This window comes from Dokdonia donghaensis DSW-1, assembly GCF_001653755.1.
Taxonomy (GTDB): Bacteria; Bacteroidota; Bacteroidia; order Flavobacteriales; family Flavobacteriaceae; genus Dokdonia; species Dokdonia donghaensis.
Window position 1 is genome coordinate 482,503 of the sequence record NZ_CP015125.1, and the last position, 17,641, is coordinate 500,143.

The window sequence follows — 17,641 nt, forward strand, 5'->3', positions numbered from 1 at the left end:
TCCCCAGCACTATTTTTAGTGCTGGGGATTTTTTATGTGTGATTTTTGAATAAAATTATTGTTCTTCAATAATTTTTATATATTTGTTATTGTAAAACGATAATTAAATGAAAACTATTTAAATAAATCTGATGAATAAACTTAAAATATTATTTGGCATAATTGCACTACTACTTTTTGGCTACACCTTAGGAATTATACAGAGTATTATTCTATTAGATAATTATCAATTAATAGTAGATGCTAGAAAAAGTGAAATAATCTTTGGTGAATTTGATTACTTCATAGATAAGTTATTGATTATATCCATTTGTGCAGGCCTCATCATTTGCCTTAAGTGTATTTATGAAATTTTAAAGAAGGGGTTTTTTACAACTATTTCTAAAAAGCATATGAAATATGCAGGTTATATTTTTTTAATTGTTGGAACTATTTCTGCCATTCTTGACGGCATACGGTTCTTTGTAGGTAACCTGAGAGGAGTACTACTAAACAATATTTTAATAGGATTGCTAGTAGGACTACTTGGCTTCATAGTCCTTATCATAGCAGATATGGCTCGAACGGGCTACCAACTCAAATCTGAAAACGATTTAACTATATAATTTTCTATTATGAAAAACATAAAACTACTTCTGGGCGTAATTGTAGGTTTACTTATTTTAAACCTAGCTAAGGTCATCTTCAACATCACTTTTTATAACTCCTTAGATGATCTTCTCAACGCAGATGGTGAAGGTCATTTACTCATCATAACATATGTAGCAACTATCATCGTCTTATGCGCCGCTCACTTGCTTGTCGCTAAGGGACTGTGGTTTATGATACAATATGGATACTTTAATTTGAGAAGTATCAAGGTGCTCAATTTTGGAGCTGTTGCTTTTATCGTATATGGTGTTATTTCTCTTTGCTGGAGACTATACCTAATGAGCTATTTTGATGAAGTAAGCAGTAATATAGCTCCTCAAATGGTTATTAATGCCTTTGAGAATAGCTACACTATCATATTAGGACTCGCCATCATAACAATCACTACGGTATTAAAGGATGCACACATCCTCAAATCTGAAAACGATCTAACTATATAACCTATGCCTATAACGATAAACTTAGACAAGGTGCTTGCAGATCGTGAGATGAAGAGCAAAGAACTCGCAGAAATCATAGGCATCACCACAGCAAACCTTTCTATACTCAAATCTGGTAAGGCAAAGGCAGTGCGTTTCTCTACGCTTGAGGCCATCTGTAAGGCCTTAGAGTGTCAACCTGGCGATATACTGGAGTATTCTTCATAGAAGCTCTAAAATCTATTTCCCAAACAATAAAAAAGCCCAAATTCTCATAAGAATTTGGGCTTTTAATGATGTATGTAAATGCGCTTTAATCTGCTAGCACAATCACTTTATTGTTGTTCATCTCTACAGTACCACTAGCAATTACAAGTGACCACTTACCGTCTGGTGTTTTGGTAAATTTACCTTCTTGACCATCGGCTATCGTAGGATTTCCTTCAAATTTTACAGTACCTGCTACTAGTAAAGAAACAGTTGCTGCGTGATTATCTAACATTTGGTATTCACCATTAACACCTGGTACGGTAACCGATGATACTTCACCGCTTACTAGAGATGCCTCTGGAGTTACAATTTCTAAATGCATAGTTTATAATTTATAGTACGCTTTCGCGAAAGCGTAATTAAAAATCTCTTAAGCCTCTTGAAGCATTTTTTCTCCTGCTTCGATTGCCTCTTCGATAGTTCCTTTAAGGTTAAATGCTGCTTCTGGAAGGTGATCTAACTCTCCGTCCATAATCATATTAAATCCTTTGATAGTTTCTTTAATATCTACCAGTACTCCTGGGATACCTGTAAACTGCTCTGCTACGTGGAATGGTTGAGAAAGGAAACGTTGTACACGACGTGCACGTCCTACTGCCATTTTATCTTCTTCAGATAATTCTTCCATACCTAAGATGGCAATAATATCTTGAAGTTCTTTATAACGCTGTAAAAGCTCTTTTACGTTTTGTGCACACTCATAGTGCTCATTACCTAAGATATCTGCAGTAAGGATACGTGATGTAGAGTCTAGTGGATCTACCGCTGGGTAAATACCAAGCTCTGCAATCTTACGTGAAAGCACTGTAGTTGCATCAAGGTGAGCAAAGGTTGTTGCTGGTGCTGGATCGGTAAGGTCATCTGCAGGTACGTAAACCGCTTGTACAGATGTAATAGATCCTCTCTTTGTAGAAGTAATACGCTCTTGCATCGCACCCATCTCTGTTGCTAGTGTAGGCTGGTAACCTACGGCAGATGGCATACGTCCAAGAAGTGCAGATACTTCTGATCCTGCTTGAGTAAAACGGAAGATGTTATCTACGAAGAAAAGTACATCTTTTCCTTGTCCTTCTCCTGCTCCATCACGGAAATACTCAGCTATCGTAAGTCCAGAAAGTGCCACACGTGCACGTGCTCCTGGTGGTTCGTTCATTTGTCCGAATACGAAAGTTGCTTTTGAGTCTCTCATCGCAGTTTTATCTACTTTAGAAAGATCCCATCCACCTTCTTCCATAGAGTGCATAAAGTCATCTCCGTATTTGATAATACCAGACTCAAGCATCTCTCTTAAAAGGTCATTTCCTTCACGTGTACGCTCTCCTACTCCTGCAAATACAGAAAGACCACCGTGACCTTTTGCAATATTGTTAATCAACTCCTGGATAAGTACTGTTTTACCTACTCCTGCTCCTCCAAATAATCCAATCTTACCTCCTTTTGCATAAGGCTCAATAAGGTCGATTACTTTAATACCTGTAAAAAGTACTTCTGTAGATGTTGATAGGTCTTCAAATTTTGGTGCGCTACGGTGTATAGGTAAACCTGCATCTCCAGTTTTAGGAAGATCATCCATACCATCAATAGCATCACCTATTACATTAAATAGACGACCATAAATATCTGCCCCAATAGGCATTTGTATAGCAGATCCTGTTGCAACAGCATCCACTCCACGGCTTAATCCGTCTGTAGAGTCCATTGAGATTGTACGTACTGTATTCTCTCCAATGTGTGACTGTACTTCAAGAACTAATTTTGTTCCGTTTGAGTTTGTAACTTCTAGTGAATCGTAAATTTTAGGTAACTCAGCTCCGCTCTCAAAAGCGACATCTACTACTGGGCCTATAATTTGTGCAACTTTACCTGTAACTTGTGACATTAGTCTCTATATTAATGTTTAGCAAAATAATAGCGAAAAACTTGTCGTTTTTCGTCGTGCAAAGATACTGTTTAATTTTTTATGCAAAAGTGTAAAGTGTAAGTTTTTGAAGTGCTTTTTTTAGTGGTGATTACGCTTTCGCGAAAGCGTACTAAAAACTAGGGGTTACGGTTATTACCCGTGATAATTTCTATGCCAAAAACTATTTAGCTCAGCAAAAATGTAGTGTATAAAAAAAGGATATTTTAAACTCAAGTTCAAAATATCCTTCTAAAAAATTCTAATTATTTACTACCTACTCTACCGTAACAGACTTTGCAAGGTTACGTGGCTGGTCTACGTTTTTATCAAGCATCAAAGCGATGTGATAAGAAAGTAACTGCAGCGGTATGGTTGCAAGTATAGGTGTGAGTGGCTCAAGTGTTTCTGGTATCTCAATAATGTGATCTGCAAGGCGTTTTACCTCTGTATCACCTTCTGTAACAATACCTATAATTTTACCACTACGTGCTTTAATCTCTTCAATATTACTTACCACTTTCTCATAATGCCCTTTTCTCATAGCGATTACAAAAACTGGCATCATCTCATCAATAAGGGCGATAGGCCCGTGCTTCATCTCTGCAGCTGGGTATCCCTCTGCGTGTATGTATGAGATTTCTTTGAGCTTTAATGCTCCTTCTAGCGCTACTGGGAAGTTGTATCCACGACCTAGGTAAAGTGCATTAGGCGCATCTTTATATTGCGCTGCTACGAGCTCGGCTTGATCATTACACTTAAGAGCTTTCTCTACCTTTCCAGGTATTCTCTCTAGTTCTTGAAGGTAACTTCTAAACTCTGAGTCTGCCATCTTACCTGTAGCTTGCGCTAGCCTAAGTGCGATAAGCGTAAGTATGGTAATCTGTGTTGTAAACGCCTTTGTAGATGCAACCCCAATTTCTGGACCTGCGTGTGTGTATGCTCCAGCATCTGTAATTCTAGATATAGATGAGCCTACTACGTTGCAAATACCAAATACAAATGCTCCCTGCTTTTTTGCAAGTTTAATAGCCGCCATTGTATCTGCTGTTTCTCCACTTTGTGAGATAGCAATTACTACATCATCTTTAAAGACAACAGGATTACGATATCTAAACTCTGATGCATACTCAACCTCCACAGGAACGCGAGCAAATTCTTCAAAAATATACTCCGCCACTAGACCTGCGTGCCAAGAAGTACCACAGGCAATAATGATAATACGGCGAGCGTTTTTAAACTTCTCGATATTATCATCAATACCTGCCATTTTAATTATACCTTCTTTTACAAGCATACGCCCACGGAAGGTATCTTTAATAGCTTGAGGCTGCTCATAAATTTCCTTAAGCATAAAGTGATCATAGCCACCTTTTTCTATTTGCTCAAGATTAAGTTGAAGCTCCTCTATATACGGATCAACTAAAGAGTCATCTTTAATCTTACGTACTTTTAATTTTTTATGGTTGCGTATTACCGCCATTTCACCATCTTTAAGATAGATGGTTTTCTTTGTATACTCAATAAAAGGAGTCGCATCTGATGCTATGAAGAACTCATCTTCTCCCACACCAATCGCCAGCGGACTACCTAATCTTGCCACAACAATCTCGTCTGGCTTCGTTTTATCAAACACAGCTATTGCATAGGCACCTATAGTTTGATTAAGCGCTATCTGCACAGCTTTACCAAGCTTTACACCTTCGTTTTTCTTGACATCCTCTATTAAGTTAACAAGGACCTCTGTATCAGTATCAGACTCAAAAGTATAGCCACGCTTAATAAGTTCTTGACGTAATGGATCGTAATTTTCAATAATACCATTATGTATTATTACTAAATCTCCAGAATTTGAAAAGTGAGGGTGAGAGTTCACATCGTTAGGCACTCCGTGAGTGGCCCATCTTGTATGACCTATCCCTATACCACCAGTTGTAGTGATATCAGCTTCGAGCTTAGCTCGTAAATCTGCGACTTTTCCTTTTGTTTTAGAAAACTTAACGTCAGTTCCATCATATAGTGCTATACCTGCACTATCATAACCTCTGTATTCAAGCCTTTCTAGACCTTGAACAACTACAGGATAAGCTTCTCTATGACCTATATATCCGACTATTCCGCACATATTTAATATATTTTAAAGTCCTAATGCTATACCGCAAGGGCTAGTAGGATCTATTTCTTCTGTTAATGTGTAAAAAATTCTTAATCTCAAACGCTTTTCTTCGTTTGGACTCGCACTACCGTGCAATATCGTTCCTTCTGGAGAGATAACAGAAGACAATGGAATTCTTTGCCCATCTTCTGAATCACCCGTACCTCCAATAAGTGCAGTGTTTTCAACAGTTACATTTTGAGAAACCGCTAGCGCGAGACGTACATTTGTAGAATCATTTTGGATAATATTATTGATATGCTGAGTCACTCTAACTTTATAGCTTACACCATCACTATCTAAATCATCTTCAACTTCTCTAGTAAGTCTTCCCAAATGATTTACGCGCGTATCAACAGGACCATTTGTTCCTGTAGTTACATCTATGGCAGCATCTAAAAGTGTACTATTATTATCATAATCATAAATAAAAACACGCTCTGGCTCTAACTGGCCAGCTCCTGCATCATTAAGATCTTCTTGATCTACATAAAAAGTTAAGTTTGCCTCATTTATTAGGATATTACAAGAACGCAAAGCTTCGAGTTGGTCTGCAATACCATCTGCATCTGCATCTGCTCCAAATAAATCTATAAGCGCGATAGAACCATCACCACCTTTCAGATATAAATTTTCTTCACCATCTACCGTATTCTGGTTATCATTAAAGGTTGTTGTGCCTATTGGGCTAATTCCAAAATCGTTTGTATACCCAATAGCACGTACACCACTTAAAGAGAGTGATATATCCCCTACACCATCATCTGTAGATTCTCCTGGTTCGCCTGAGTCATCATCTCCTTCAAAGCTATAATATATGGTTACATCTACCCCTGTTAGGTTAAATAGAATAGTACTACCCTTATCATCTATAGGCTCGGCTTTAAAATAAAGACCTCTAAAATAATCGTTGAATGTATTGCTATTAAGTAGAACTCCTGTGTCTTCTTGATTAATAATAGCTTCTTGCCAGTAAGCAATAACCTCTGCACCTGTTGTTGTTGTATTATCATAAGCCATTCTAATTCTTGGGCTCAACCTGTCAGAAACTTCAAACTCTGGATCTTCTGGTATGTTTCCATCATCGTCAAGAACTGGCTCTGTAAGAACAAGCTCCTCTGCACTTGGCACAAAACCTTCTTCCAACTCCCCAGCACTGTTAATATCCCTTACTTCAAATAGCAAATCTCCCTCTACACCAGCAAAATCTCCAATCTCATTAGAAAAATATAATGCGGCATCTTCAAAATCTGAATTTGGATCTAAGCTATTTAGAAAGAAATTAGACCTATATACAGATAATTTCATCTGTCCAGGTGTATTTCCAAATATAGAATCTATTGTATACGTAGAAGCCCCATCATCATCTGTACCTTCATTAGTAGCAAAGTATGCTAGTGAAAATACTACTGAATCAATTACAGTAGGGTTATCTACGGTATTATCTCCAAAATCCGGATTAGTACGAGACAAAGCAACTTGTGAAAGGAAGTTACTAGTCGTAGACCCATAAGTAGGGTCGTTATAATAGCCTACAACACCAATCTGAGCGCCATTAGTCTGCACTCCATTAAAACCAGATGCATCTGCATAGTTGCGGCTATATGCTGCAATATCAAAATCTTGAGCTACCTCTGTTTCAAAATTTACTTGCCCTACAATGTCTGTCCCTATAGAACCAAACTCATCCTCACAAGATATAATCAATAACGCAAGGCCCACTACTGCAAGTGCTTGCTTAAATAATTTGTTCAACTTCATAGCAACTATCTATTCTTCTAAAACTTGGGTAGTGTAAAAATCTTCGTATGCCTGAGGAAACTCCTCTTTCTTCTTATACGGCAGAACAGGGATTTTGGTCGTATTTAAAATTTTAAGCAAGTTTTCGTTTAAGTCTTGAGACCCCACAATGGCTGCATCACTATTTCTAATGGTCACCTTCATTAGGTTCTCGTAAGTAGGATCCTCAAGCTCTTTTATAGTCTCCGGATCTACTCCATCAAAAGCAACTTTGTTGAGCAACTCACTATTTAATGAACCTTCAAAACCTTGATTATATACAGATGTCACAATCTTACTTTGCGTAAAAAGTGGCTCGCTGGCATAATATTGCTTTAAGTATAAAGGCAACAGTGATGCTAGCCACCCTTGAACGTGTATAATATCTGGCGCCCAGTTTAATTTCTTAACCGTCTCGACCACTCCTTTTGCAAAGAAAATAGCGCGCTCGTCATTATCAGGAAAAAGATTTCCATCTTCATCCGTAAACGTAGCTTTGCGCTTAAAATATTCTTCGTTATCTATAAAGTAAACCTGAATACGTTCTTTAGGTATAGATGCAACTTTGATTATAAGTGGCATATCAAAATCATTGATCACAAGATTCATTCCTGATAGCCTAATCACTTCGTGTAGCTGGTGCCTGCGCTCATTAATATTGCCGTAGCGAGGCATAAATATGCGTATTTGCCCTCCCTTGGAATTAACCATTTGAGGAGCTTCAAACGACATAGAGGCAATCTCGGTCTCTGGTAGATAAGGAATCACTTCAGATGACACGTACAATATCCTCTTATCTTTCATATATGTAAAATTAGGTTGTTATTCTATTCAAAAAACACGCAAAAGTACGAATTTTTACGCACTTAGGGTTAATATTAGTAAGTTTGCACCCCGTTAAAATTTTGGTAAAGTGCAAGCAATCACAGCTCATAATCAGATTTCTAAAATCGTCAGTCAAGCAAAAGCGCAAGGTAAAACCGTAGGTTTTGTACCCACAATGGGTGCATTGCACAGGGGGCACGCCTCACTAATAGACTATGCACTCAAAGACTGTGCCCTTATTGTGGTAAGTATTTTTGTAAACCCCACGCAGTTTAATAACGTTACAGATTTAGAAAAGTATCCCAGAACAATAGAAAAGGATCTCGCATTCTTATCTCACTACGGGTCTAAAGTCGCTGTTTACAATCCTTCACCAGAAGAAATCTATGGCAATAATGTATCCTCAAAAGGTTATGATTTTGGCCATTTAGAAACCGTAATGGAAGGCGAGCATCGCCCAGGACATTTTGATGGTGTAGGTACCGTTTTAAATATTCTTTTTAGACAAGTTAATCCTCATAAGGCATATTTTGGCGAAAAAGATTTCCAGCAACTCACCATTGTGCGCAAGCTCGTTGATATAGAAAATCTTGATTTAGAAATTATAGGTTGCCCCATACATCGCCAAGAAGATGGTCTTGCTATGAGCAGTCGCAATGCTAGGCTTACAGAGCATCAACTTGAAATTGCACCTTTTATTTATGAATCTCTTTTATATGCCAAAAATAATTTTGACTCACTTTCGGCACGAGAATTGAAAGGATATATCGAGTCTATCTACAAAGAAAAAGATGGACTAGAGCTGGAGTATTTTGAGATTGTAAATATCAAAAATCTTCGTACGCTTTCGCGAAAGCGTAAAAATCAACAATATCGCGCTTTCCTTGCCGTTTATGCTGGCGAGGTGAGACTTATAGATAACATCGCCTTAAATTAAACACCTTATTATTACCTTTGCACTATGCTAGTAAATGTTGTAAAATCAAAAATACACCGCGTTAAAGTAACGGGTGCAGAACTACACTATATAGGAAGTATCACTATAGATGAAGATCTTATGGATGCCTCAAAAATTATAGAAGGAGAACGAGTTCAAATCGTAAATGTAACTAACGGTGAACGCCTTGAAACGTATGCAATACCGGGACCACGTAACAGCGGTGAGATCACTCTTAATGGCGCAGCTGCTCGTAAGGTTGCAAAGGGAGACATCCTTATCCTTATCACCTATGCATTTATGGAGCTAGACGAAGCTAAGGAATTTAAACCTACGCTTTGTTTTCCTAACGAAGAGACTAACTTACTTAAGTAAGCCTTGTCTACAAAAAAACATACAAGCCTTGCGCTTAAAATTATACTCCCACTCGTGGGAGTTTTTTTGGTCTGGTATCAACTTAGTAAAATGAGTGGTGCAGAGCGCAGCGATATGTGGGAGGCTATAAAAACAGTAGACCCGATATGGATAATTATCTCATTACTTTTTGGTTTATTTAGTCATCTTTCAAGAGCTTATCGCTGGAAATTTTTGCTAGAACCTCTGGGCTACAAGCCTAGATTTAGTTCGAGCTTTATGGCAATTCTCATAGGTTACTTTGCAAATACATTTATTATACGATCTGGAGAAGTATTAAGGGGAGTTGCCATCTCACGCACAGACAACATACCGTTTGAAAAAGCCTTTGGAACTATTGTAGCAGAGCGCATTGCAGACTTAATTGTACTTTTACTAGTTATGGCAACTGCTGTGGTTTTACAGTCTACTGCTCTTGTTTCTTATTTTAGAGATAATGCAAATCCTATTGGTTTTATTATACTTCTCATTGTCGGGATTGCGACGGGTATCATAGGGTTAAGATTACTTAAAACTTCCTCTCACTCATTTATTAAAAAGATAAGAGATTTTGGTCTTGGGCTTTTGGATGGCATCAAAAGCATACTTAAGATGAAGCATAATGGTGCTTTTATTTTTCACACGCTCTTCATATGGTTTATGTATATAGGAATGTTTTGGGTAATGAAATTTACAGTACCCGGCATTGCAAGCGCACCACTAGGAGTAATTCTTGCATCTTTTGTAATAGGAGCTTTTGCTATGAGCGCGACTAATGCTGGTATGGGTGTTTACCCTATAGCAATGGGTGCAATTTTTAGCTTCTTTGGTTATGAAGGAGGGATCATTTTTGGATGGTTACTCTGGGGTACTCAAACTATTTTTAACGTGGTAGTAGGAGGTATTTGTGCCTTAATAGTACTCATATTTAATAAAGGCTGATTTTTTTTACTACATTAGGGCTTAGTAATCTAAAACAAGCCCCAAATGAAATTACGTTTTTTCACACTCATTATCAGTTTTTTAAGCCTACCGCTATTTGCACAAATAGACTATAAAGAGCTTTCCTCAGATATTCTAGGAGAGACGAGACAGCTTAAAATACAACTACCTCGTAATTATGAGGGTAATGTAGATAAAACCTACCCTATTATCATTGTTATGGATGGTGATTACCTTTTTGAGCCTGTCGCTGGTAATGTAGATTACTATAGCTACTGGGAAGAAATGCCTCAAGTAATAGTTGTGGGCATTAATCAAGTAGAAAGTCGCAATGATGATACCTATTATGACGAGGTAAGCAACTTACCATCAGACACAGGTGCTTCGTTTTTTGAATTTGTAGGCCTAGAGTTAATGCCTTACCTAGATAAAAATTATAGAACAAGTACTTTTAGAATTGCAGTAGGCCACGATCTCACAGCAAATTTTATGAACTATTACCTTATGAAAGATCCAGCACTCTTTCAAGGATATATATCTCTTAGCCCAGACATCGCTCCTCAAATGGAAGAACGACTTACTGCTAGGTTAGGAGCTATCGATCAAAAACTCTTTTATTACTTAGCTACTGGAACCGAAGATATAGGAGCCCTACGCAACTCTATTATCCAGCTAGACAGCCAGATTAAACAAGTTAAGAATGAAAGCTTGCAATACAATTTTGATAATTTTGAAGGAGCAACCCATTATTCTCTTGTGGGTAGAGCTATACCAAAGGCATTAGAGCAAATGTTTTCTGTGTATAGACCTATAAGCAAGACAGAATACAAAGAACGCTTACTCAAAAGCGACGCTCCGTATGACTATTTAATAGATAAATACACTACTGTAAAAGACCTCTTTGGCCTAGATGACCCTATACGAATCAATGATTATGTTGCGACTGCAACAGCCTTAGAAAAGAAAGGAGACTGGACGGGGCTTGCAAACCTGGGGCAACTAGCTAGAAAACAATATCCAGAGACTATGCTAGGTAATTACTACCTAGCTTTATCTCTTGAAAAGGCTGGGGAACCTAAGAAAGCGATGCGCACTTATCAAAATGCATACCTATTAGAAGAAGTTTCTTTTCTTACTAAAGATCTTATGCTTGATCGAGCTGATAAAATAAAAGAGGATTTCGGATACTAAGTAGTGTAAAAAATAATAACGCTTTCGCGAAAAAAATAAAAAGCTACCCACTATTAATGAATAGCTTTTTTTTTACACATACACTTCAGTCCCTCAAATGAAATGTATACCCTAAAAATCTTAAAAAACACAAATTATCGACCTATACTTTAGGTATAGTTTTTACCTAAACCACTGTCTTTTGTACAAAAACCCCACTTTTTTACAAAAAAAGTAACCATTACTAACAAGCCCCTTGATTTGAACAACCTACAACAAAAAATATCATTTATACTTCTTGTATTTATTTCCACCCTTGCTGCTCACTCCCAAAAAGTAGCAGATGACCTAACGGTAACTTCATTTGAATTTATAAGAGACGTAGAAAATAAAATATCTAGTAGCACACTACTCAAAGAAGAGTTTAAGCCCATAGATGAAAAAGACCTAAACTGGGGAAGCGAAAACGGATGGTACTGGTTTAAAATTACGCTAGATCTTAAAGAAAGTGAAGAGGGTGTTTACCACTTCAAAGTACCTTCTATACACATTAAAAGTTTCTCTCTGTTTCAACACTCAAATGATTCTATAAAATACCTAGGCACTTCTGGAAATGACATTCATATTATAGAAAAACCAGAACTTGAGAGGCTTACCAGTGTCCCTGCAAAATTTAACAAGGGAGAAAACACATTTTATATACAGACTTTTTTCTGGCACGAGGCTTACTTCCCTCTTACCGTTGTAGATAATATCACATACCAGCGCAACAATATATCTACGCTTGCCTTTTCTGGTAGTTATTTTGGGTTTGCCCTTCTGGTAATCATCTTGAATCTATTTATGTATTTCACCTTTAATGAGAAGGTATATTTATATTATGTTTATTTTCTGTTTGCCACCTCTGCAAGCATCTTTTATGATGATGGCTTTTTCTCCTATTTCTTTCCGGGGATTATTAAATATTATGACTTTATAGAGATGCTTTTACACTGGCTATGTGGTGTCACAGCTGCCTTATTCAGTTTTACATTTTTAAGAATAAACTCTGTAATGCCACACATAAAAAAGTGGTTTTATATCGCTCTATTTATAGCTGCAGGACTCTATATAGGGAGCTTGTTACTTGATAATTTCTATCTTTTTAGATCTGCTGGTTATTTGATGTCTTCTCTACTTATAGGCTGCTGGTTATTATGCTGGTATATCGCTACAAAATACAGTTATGCCTATATACTTGTAATAGCATACCTTATACTACTGTTTTCTTCCATAGGCCACTTTGCACTGCGAGTAACGGGGTATCAATTTATTGAGATTACTTCAAATCAAGTAAAATTTGGTGGTATTATAGAAATGCTCATTCTAGGCACAGCACTATTATATCGCTTTAAATTTATAAAAAGAGAAAACCACGACATACGTAACCAGCTAGAGCACTACGTAAGAGAGTTACAAAATGTAGCCTCCTCAAAAGAGCAAACACTCCAAGAGAGTGTAGATCAAATAAGTACAAGTCACAATCTTTCTAAGCGCGAGACCGAAGTACTCTTAGAGCTATCTAAAGGCTACACAAATAAACAAATAGGAGAAGCGTTACACATCTCTATAGCCACAGTAAAATTTCACACCAGTAATATTTATACAAAACTAGATGTGTCTAATAGGTCAGAAGTAATAGAGAAGGTAACCTAATATGTTTACGCTTTCGCGAAAGCGTACTTACACCCTCTAAAACCTTACCCACCATCTTGTGTATATCTTAGTGTCGCATCACCAGTATTACATCAAATGATTTCCTAATTTAGCCAAAAGCTTTTCTCTCAATGGCCAAAATTAAAACCACCTTTTTCTGTCAAAACTGCGGGACCCAATATGCCAAATGGCAGGGGCAATGCAACGCCTGTAAACAATGGAACACCATCGTAGAGGAAGTAGTACAAAAAGCCGACAAGAAAGATTGGAAAAGCAGCACTACCAAAGTTTCAGGACTTACAAGAACAAGCAAGCCACTTAAAGTAGCAGATATCTCTACCGCCTCTGAAGCGCGTATGAATACAAAAAACGGCGAGCTTAACCGTGTGCTGGGAGGTGGGCTTGTACCAGGATCGCTTACACTCTTAGGTGGAGAACCAGGCATAGGGAAGAGTACACTGCTGTTACAAATAAGTCTTGCTCTACCTTATAAAACACTATATGTTTCTGGTGAAGAAAGCCAGCAACAAATAAAAATGCGGGCAGAGCGCATACATCCAGAAAGTGATCAATGCTATATTCTCACTGAGACAAAAACCCAAAACATCTTTAGACACGTAGAGGAGGTACAGCCAGATATCGTGATTATAGACTCCATACAAACACTACACTCAGATCATATAGAGAGTACAGCAGGCAGTATTTCTCAAATACGAGAAACCACATCAGAGCTTATACGCTTTGCAAAAGAGACAGCAACGCCAGTGATTCTTATAGGTCACATCACAAAAGATGGTAATATAGCTGGCCCAAAGATACTGGAGCATATGGTAGATACCGTACTACAGTTTGAGGGAGATCGCAACCACGTGTATCGCATACTTAGAGCACACAAAAACAGATTTGGGAGTACCAGCGAGCTTGGTATTTATGAGATGCAAGGCTCAGGCCTTAGGGAGGTAAGTAACCCTAGCGAGATACTCATATCAAAAAATGATGAGGAATTAAGCGGTACAGCCATTGCCACCACAATGGAAGGAATGCGCCCCCTTATGATAGAGATACAAGCACTTGTGAGCACCGCAGTATATGGAACACCACAACGTAGCTCTACGGGCTATAATGTAAAGAGGCTCAATATGCTTCTAGCCGTACTTGAAAAACGAGCTGGGTTCAAACTAGGTGCAAAAGACGTGTTTCTTAACGTGACAGGAGGCATCTCTGTAGATGACCCTGCAATAGATCTTGCCGTGGTAGCAGCCGTATTATCAAGTAATGTAGACATCCCTGTAGATAAAGCAATGTGCTTTGCTGCAGAGATTGGGCTAGCAGGCGAGGTAAGACCCGTAAACCGCATAGAACAACGCATTCTTGAAGCAGAAAAGTTAGGCTTTACCAGTATTATTATTTCAAAATATTGCAAAATACCAGATAATGCGTATCGTATAAATGTGATAAAAGTGGCTAAGGTGCACGATGTAGTGAGACACTTATTTGGGTAATTACGCTTTCGCGAAAGCGTAAAAAAAACGCCACCCTAGGGTAGCGCTTCTTAATAATATGTACAATAGACTTATGGTGCAGGGTTTGGTATCACCTCGTGTACCTCATCTATAGCCTTAAGAACCTCTTCAGAAAGGGAAACAGATGCACTTCCTATGTTTTCTTTAAGTTGTTTCATACTGGTAGCTCCTATAATATTTGCCGTAACAAATGGCCTATCGTTTACAAAGGCAAGCGCCATTTGTGTAAGGCTTAAACCGTGACTATCTGCAATTGCTTTATAACGTCTTGTAGCCTCAAATGAGTTATCATTATGATAACGACTGTAGTTAGGAAACAAAGTTACACGCGCATCTTCTGGATAACCATCAAGGTATTTACCTGTAAGTTGTCCAAAACCAAGAGGTGAGTATGGTAGTAAGCCTATACCTTCTCTATGTAACACCTCTGTAAGACCTACCTCGTCTGTGCGATTAAGTAAGCTATATGGGTTTTGTACCGTTACGGCTCTAGGTGCTCCTTTACGAGCTTCTTCCATAAATCGCATTGTCCCAAACGGCCCTTCGTTTGATAGACCTATGTGCCTGATTTTACCCTGCTTTACATAGGTGTCGAGACTTTCTAAAATGGTTGCAATATTATCTTCCCACTGCTCGCTACTGTCGTGCTTGTATCCTCGTTGTCCAAAGTAGTTTGTATTGCGCTCAGGCCAGTGTAATTGATAAATATCTAGGTAATCTGTTTGTAGTCTTTTTAAACTCTTGTGTAAAGCATCTTCAAGAGCTTCTTTTGAAAAACCTAGGTTATCTCTTATAGGCTTAAAAGTAGGACTAGGACCCGTAATTTTTGATGCCAGCACAATCTTATCACGATTCTTATTTTTTGCAAGCCAAGTCCCTATAATAGTCTCTGTAGACCCTTGATTTTCGGGTTTGAAAGGGACACTATACATCTCTGCAGTATCAATGAAGTTTACTCCATTATCAAGCGCATAGCTCATTTGCTCGTGTCCTTCTGCCTCGGTATTTTGACGTCCCCACGTCATAGAGCCTAGACATATTTTTGATACTTCTATATCTGTATGCGGTATTTTATTGTATTGCATTTGTTGTGTCTTAAAACTAGCTTACTATTAATCTATCTCTTGTAACAAAGCCTTTACCTCATCAAGTTTTGGTGTAAGGATTACTTCTATTCTTCTGTTTTTGGCTTTATTTTCTGGCGTGTCATTTTCGGCTACTGGAGCATATTCTCCTCTACCTGCTGCTGTAAGATTTTTGGGATCTATTCTTTTATTCTGGCGCAGTATGTTTACAATAGATGTTGCTCTCTTTGCACTAAGGTCCCAGTTACCCTGTAGGTTACCACTTCCTCCATAAGGCACATTATCTGTGTGTCCTTCTATAAGCACGGCAATCTCTGGGTTATCTGCAAGTACACTACCTAGTTGCTTTACTGCCTTTGTTCCATTTGTACCCACAGTCCAGCTACCTGAGTCAAAAAGCAGTTTGTTTTCAAGTGAGACATATACTTTCCCATCTCGTTGCTCTACAGTAAGGCCTTTACCTTCAAAATCTGTGAGCGCTTTAGATATCGCATCTTTAAGACCTCGCATTTTTGCATCTTTTGCCGCAATAAGACCTTCTAGCTCATCTACTCTCGCAGACCTATCTGCCAGATCTTTTTGTAATCGCTCTAGTCGCTTACGCTCTGCTTCAAGAGCTGCTGTTTTTTCGGCAAGGTCATTTTGTTTTGATTCTAGTTCTGCGAGCAGTTGTCTGTTCTTCTTTGAGTTTTCTGCTATTGAGGCACTGCTGTTAGTCTCTAGGGCATTATAGCTATCTTGTAATTGTGCAAGATTTGCCTTTGCAGCATCATATTCTCCACTTACCTCATTGTATTTATTAGATAGTGCATCAAGGTCTACTAGAGCAAGATCACGCTCTTCTTTAGTTTTTTCGAGAGCAGCTTTTGCTTCGGAGAGCTCCTTAGACATATTGCGGTTATCTTTTCTAAGGCGGCTATATTTTGCCTCAAGATCTTTAAACTTTTTTGCAGGTACACAAGATACTAGCGCACTCAAAGCCAGAAGGCATATCAGTATTTTTTTCATTTTATAACTTTATTTTTTTGTGTAAAATTTAGTGATCTTTATGATAAGTCAAGCTCTACCATATGAGGGCAGTGATCACTATGTTTTGCATCAGAGAGTATGATTGCCCGTGATATTTTATCTTTAAGAGGTTCACTCACCATATTATAATCTATACGCCAGCCCTTATTGTTTGCCCTAGCATTTGCTCTATAACTCCACCAGGTATAGTTATCTGGTTCTTTATTAAGATGACGAAAAGAATCTACAAAACCGCTCTCCATAAAATTACCTATCCACTCGCGCTCTACAGGTAAAAATCCACTTACCTTCTTATTACGCACTGGGTCGTGTATATCTATAGCCTCGTGACAAATATTATAATCTCCACCTATCACAAGATTAGGTTTATCTTGCTTGAGCTCATTTACGTAATCTTGTAGTAAATCCATATACTCCAGCTTGTGCTCAAGACGGGCACTATTAGTACCAGAAGGCAGGTACATACTCATCACAGACACGTCATCAAAATCTACACGTATGTTGCGCCCCTCAAAATCCATAGAGGCGATACCAGTACCATATTCTATATGCTTTGGTGTCTTTTTAGTAAGTACGGCTACTCCACTATATCCTTTCTTTTGCGCACTAAACCAGTAGTGCTCGTATCCCAGTTCTTCAAAAACGGCAACATCTACTTGATCTGGTGTAGCTTTAGTTTCTTGTAACAAGACCACATCTGGATCTGTTTGCTTAAGCCAGAGTGCAAAATCTTTGCGCAAGGCAGCACGAATTCCGTTTACATTATAAGATACTATTTTCATACGTTGCTTTATTAAAGTGCTAAGTTATAAATTAGGTTTTTTCACTCCTCTTAAAAACCTTATAAAGTTTACCTTTACGAGTAGGCACT

17 protein-coding genes are annotated in these 17,641 nt (G+C 38.1%); 9 read left to right on the forward strand and 8 right to left on the reverse strand.

Annotation, left to right across the window (positions count from 1 at the left end; all coding sequences use genetic code 11):
• The first annotated feature begins 131 nt into the window (after positions 1-131).
• The 3 genes from I597_RS01980 to I597_RS01990 are packed head-to-tail and all read left to right on the forward strand — an operon-like array spanning position 132 to position 1,298.
• Positions 132-605, forward strand: coding sequence for a DUF2975 domain-containing protein (locus I597_RS01980; protein WP_035325895.1), 474 nt, complete (start codon positions 132-134; stop codon positions 603-605).
• A gap of 9 nt (positions 606-614) precedes the next feature.
• Positions 615-1,091 carry a DUF2975 domain-containing protein gene (locus tag I597_RS01985; RefSeq protein ID WP_035325897.1) on the forward strand — a complete coding sequence of 159 codons (477 nt, stop codon included), beginning with the start codon at positions 615-617 and terminating at the stop codon, positions 1,089-1,091.
• A gap of 3 nt (positions 1,092-1,094) precedes the next feature.
• A complete protein-coding gene (locus I597_RS01990; RefSeq protein WP_035325898.1) occupies positions 1,095-1,298 on the forward strand; it encodes a helix-turn-helix domain-containing protein in 204 nt (67 codons plus the stop codon).
• A gap of 85 nt (positions 1,299-1,383) precedes the next feature.
• On the opposite strand, the gene I597_RS01995 is transcribed toward I597_RS01990, so the two are convergent.
• From I597_RS01995 to I597_RS02015, 5 genes are all read right to left on the reverse strand, one after another.
• Entirely contained in the window at positions 1,384-1,662 is a 279-nt protein-coding gene (locus I597_RS01995) for a F0F1 ATP synthase subunit delta/epsilon (RefSeq protein WP_035325900.1), read from the reverse strand.
• Between the two features lie 48 nt (positions 1,663-1,710).
• Entirely contained in the window at positions 1,711-3,219 is a 1,509-nt protein-coding gene (gene atpD / locus I597_RS02000; protein WP_035325901.1) for a F0F1 ATP synthase subunit beta, read from the reverse strand.
• A gap of 295 nt (positions 3,220-3,514) precedes the next feature.
• Positions 3,515-5,362 carry a glutamine--fructose-6-phosphate transaminase (isomerizing) gene (glmS, locus tag I597_RS02005; protein ID WP_035325902.1) on the reverse strand — a complete coding sequence of 616 codons (1,848 nt, stop codon included), beginning with the start codon at positions 5,360-5,362 and terminating at the stop codon, positions 3,515-3,517.
• A 12-nt stretch (positions 5,363-5,374) separates the two neighbouring features.
• Positions 5,375-7,153: a DUF4270 domain-containing protein gene (locus I597_RS02010; RefSeq protein WP_035325904.1), complete on the reverse strand. Its 1,779-nt coding sequence runs from the start codon at positions 7,151-7,153 to the stop codon at positions 5,375-5,377.
• 9 nt (positions 7,154-7,162) lie between these two features.
• On the reverse strand, positions 7,163-7,975 hold the full coding sequence (locus I597_RS02015) for a glycogen/starch synthase (RefSeq protein WP_035325905.1): 813 nt from the start codon (positions 7,973-7,975) through the stop codon (positions 7,163-7,165).
• Positions 7,976-8,084: 109 nt separating this feature from the next.
• On the opposite strand from I597_RS02015, the gene panC reads away from it, so the two are divergent.
• The 6 genes from panC (at position 8,085) to radA (ending at position 14,635) form a co-directional block, all read left to right on the forward strand.
• The gene (gene panC, locus I597_RS02020; protein ID WP_035325906.1) at positions 8,085-8,933 is read left to right on the forward strand and encodes a pantoate--beta-alanine ligase; all 849 of its coding nucleotides are present in this window, start codon (positions 8,085-8,087) and stop codon (positions 8,931-8,933) included.
• 24 nt (positions 8,934-8,957) lie between these two features.
• A complete protein-coding gene (panD, locus tag I597_RS02025; RefSeq protein WP_035325908.1) occupies positions 8,958-9,308 on the forward strand; it encodes an aspartate 1-decarboxylase in 351 nt (116 codons plus the stop codon).
• Positions 9,309-9,311: 3 nt separating this feature from the next.
• On the forward strand, positions 9,312-10,268 hold the full coding sequence (locus I597_RS02030) for a lysylphosphatidylglycerol synthase transmembrane domain-containing protein (protein WP_035325909.1): 957 nt from the start codon (positions 9,312-9,314) through the stop codon (positions 10,266-10,268).
• A 45-nt stretch (positions 10,269-10,313) separates the two neighbouring features.
• The gene (locus I597_RS02035; protein WP_035325911.1) at positions 10,314-11,459 is read left to right on the forward strand and encodes an alpha/beta hydrolase; all 1,146 of its coding nucleotides are present in this window, start codon (positions 10,314-10,316) and stop codon (positions 11,457-11,459) included.
• 240 nt (positions 11,460-11,699) lie between these two features.
• Positions 11,700-13,133, forward strand: a complete 1,434-nt coding sequence (locus tag I597_RS02040) for a LuxR C-terminal-related transcriptional regulator (RefSeq protein WP_035325912.1) — start codon at positions 11,700-11,702, stop codon at positions 13,131-13,133.
• A gap of 131 nt (positions 13,134-13,264) precedes the next feature.
• The gene (gene radA / locus I597_RS02045; protein WP_035325914.1) at positions 13,265-14,635 is read left to right on the forward strand and encodes a DNA repair protein RadA; all 1,371 of its coding nucleotides are present in this window, start codon (positions 13,265-13,267) and stop codon (positions 14,633-14,635) included.
• A 71-nt stretch (positions 14,636-14,706) separates the two neighbouring features.
• Here radA and I597_RS02050 read toward each other — a convergent pair whose 3' ends face one another.
• The 3 genes from I597_RS02050 to I597_RS02060 are packed head-to-tail and all read right to left on the reverse strand — an operon-like array spanning position 14,707 to position 17,552.
• Positions 14,707-15,741, reverse strand: coding sequence for an NADP(H)-dependent aldo-keto reductase (locus tag I597_RS02050; protein ID WP_035325915.1), 1,035 nt, complete (start codon positions 15,739-15,741; stop codon positions 14,707-14,709).
• A 27-nt stretch (positions 15,742-15,768) separates the two neighbouring features.
• Positions 15,769-16,749: an OmpA/MotB family protein gene (locus I597_RS02055; protein WP_035325917.1), complete on the reverse strand. Its 981-nt coding sequence runs from the start codon at positions 16,747-16,749 to the stop codon at positions 15,769-15,771.
• A 38-nt stretch (positions 16,750-16,787) separates the two neighbouring features.
• Positions 16,788-17,552, reverse strand: a complete 765-nt coding sequence (locus tag I597_RS02060; RefSeq protein ID WP_035325918.1) for an exodeoxyribonuclease III — start codon at positions 17,550-17,552, stop codon at positions 16,788-16,790.
• Positions 17,553-17,641 lie beyond the last annotated feature (89 nt).

Excerpts from the sequence above, each read along its gene's own strand:
- I597_RS02035 (WP_035325911.1), top strand. The coding sequence starts at position 10,314 with ATGAAATTACGTTTTTTCACACTCATTATCAGTTTTTTAAGCCTACCG.
- atpD (WP_035325901.1), bottom strand. The coding sequence starts at position 3,219 with ATGTCACAAGTTACAGGTAAAGTTGCACAAATTATAGGCCCAGTAGTA.
- I597_RS01990 (WP_035325898.1), top strand. The coding sequence starts at position 1,095 with ATGCCTATAACGATAAACTTAGACAAGGTGCTTGCAGATCGTGAGATG.
- I597_RS02010 (WP_035325904.1), bottom strand. The coding sequence starts at position 7,153 with ATGAAGTTGAACAAATTATTTAAGCAAGCACTTGCAGTAGTGGGCCTT.
- I597_RS02050 (WP_035325915.1), bottom strand. The coding sequence starts at position 15,741 with ATGCAATACAATAAAATACCGCATACAGATATAGAAGTATCAAAAATA.
- I597_RS01995 (WP_035325900.1), bottom strand. The coding sequence starts at position 1,662 with ATGCATTTAGAAATTGTAACTCCAGAGGCATCTCTAGTAAGCGGTGAA.
- I597_RS02060 (WP_035325918.1), bottom strand. The coding sequence starts at position 17,552 with ATGAAAATAGTATCTTATAATGTAAACGGAATTCGTGCTGCCTTGCGC.
- I597_RS01980 (WP_035325895.1), top strand. The coding sequence starts at position 132 with ATGAATAAACTTAAAATATTATTTGGCATAATTGCACTACTACTTTTT.
- I597_RS02055 (WP_035325917.1), bottom strand. The coding sequence starts at position 16,749 with ATGAAAAAAATACTGATATGCCTTCTGGCTTTGAGTGCGCTAGTATCT.
- glmS (WP_035325902.1), bottom strand. The coding sequence starts at position 5,362 with ATGTGCGGAATAGTCGGATATATAGGTCATAGAGAAGCTTATCCTGTA.
- I597_RS02015 (WP_035325905.1), bottom strand. The coding sequence starts at position 7,975 with ATGAAAGATAAGAGGATATTGTACGTGTCATCTGAAGTGATTCCTTAT.
- radA (WP_035325914.1), top strand. The coding sequence starts at position 13,265 with ATGGCCAAAATTAAAACCACCTTTTTCTGTCAAAACTGCGGGACCCAA.
- panD (WP_035325908.1), top strand. The coding sequence starts at position 8,958 with ATGCTAGTAAATGTTGTAAAATCAAAAATACACCGCGTTAAAGTAACG.
- I597_RS01985 (WP_035325897.1), top strand. The coding sequence starts at position 615 with ATGAAAAACATAAAACTACTTCTGGGCGTAATTGTAGGTTTACTTATT.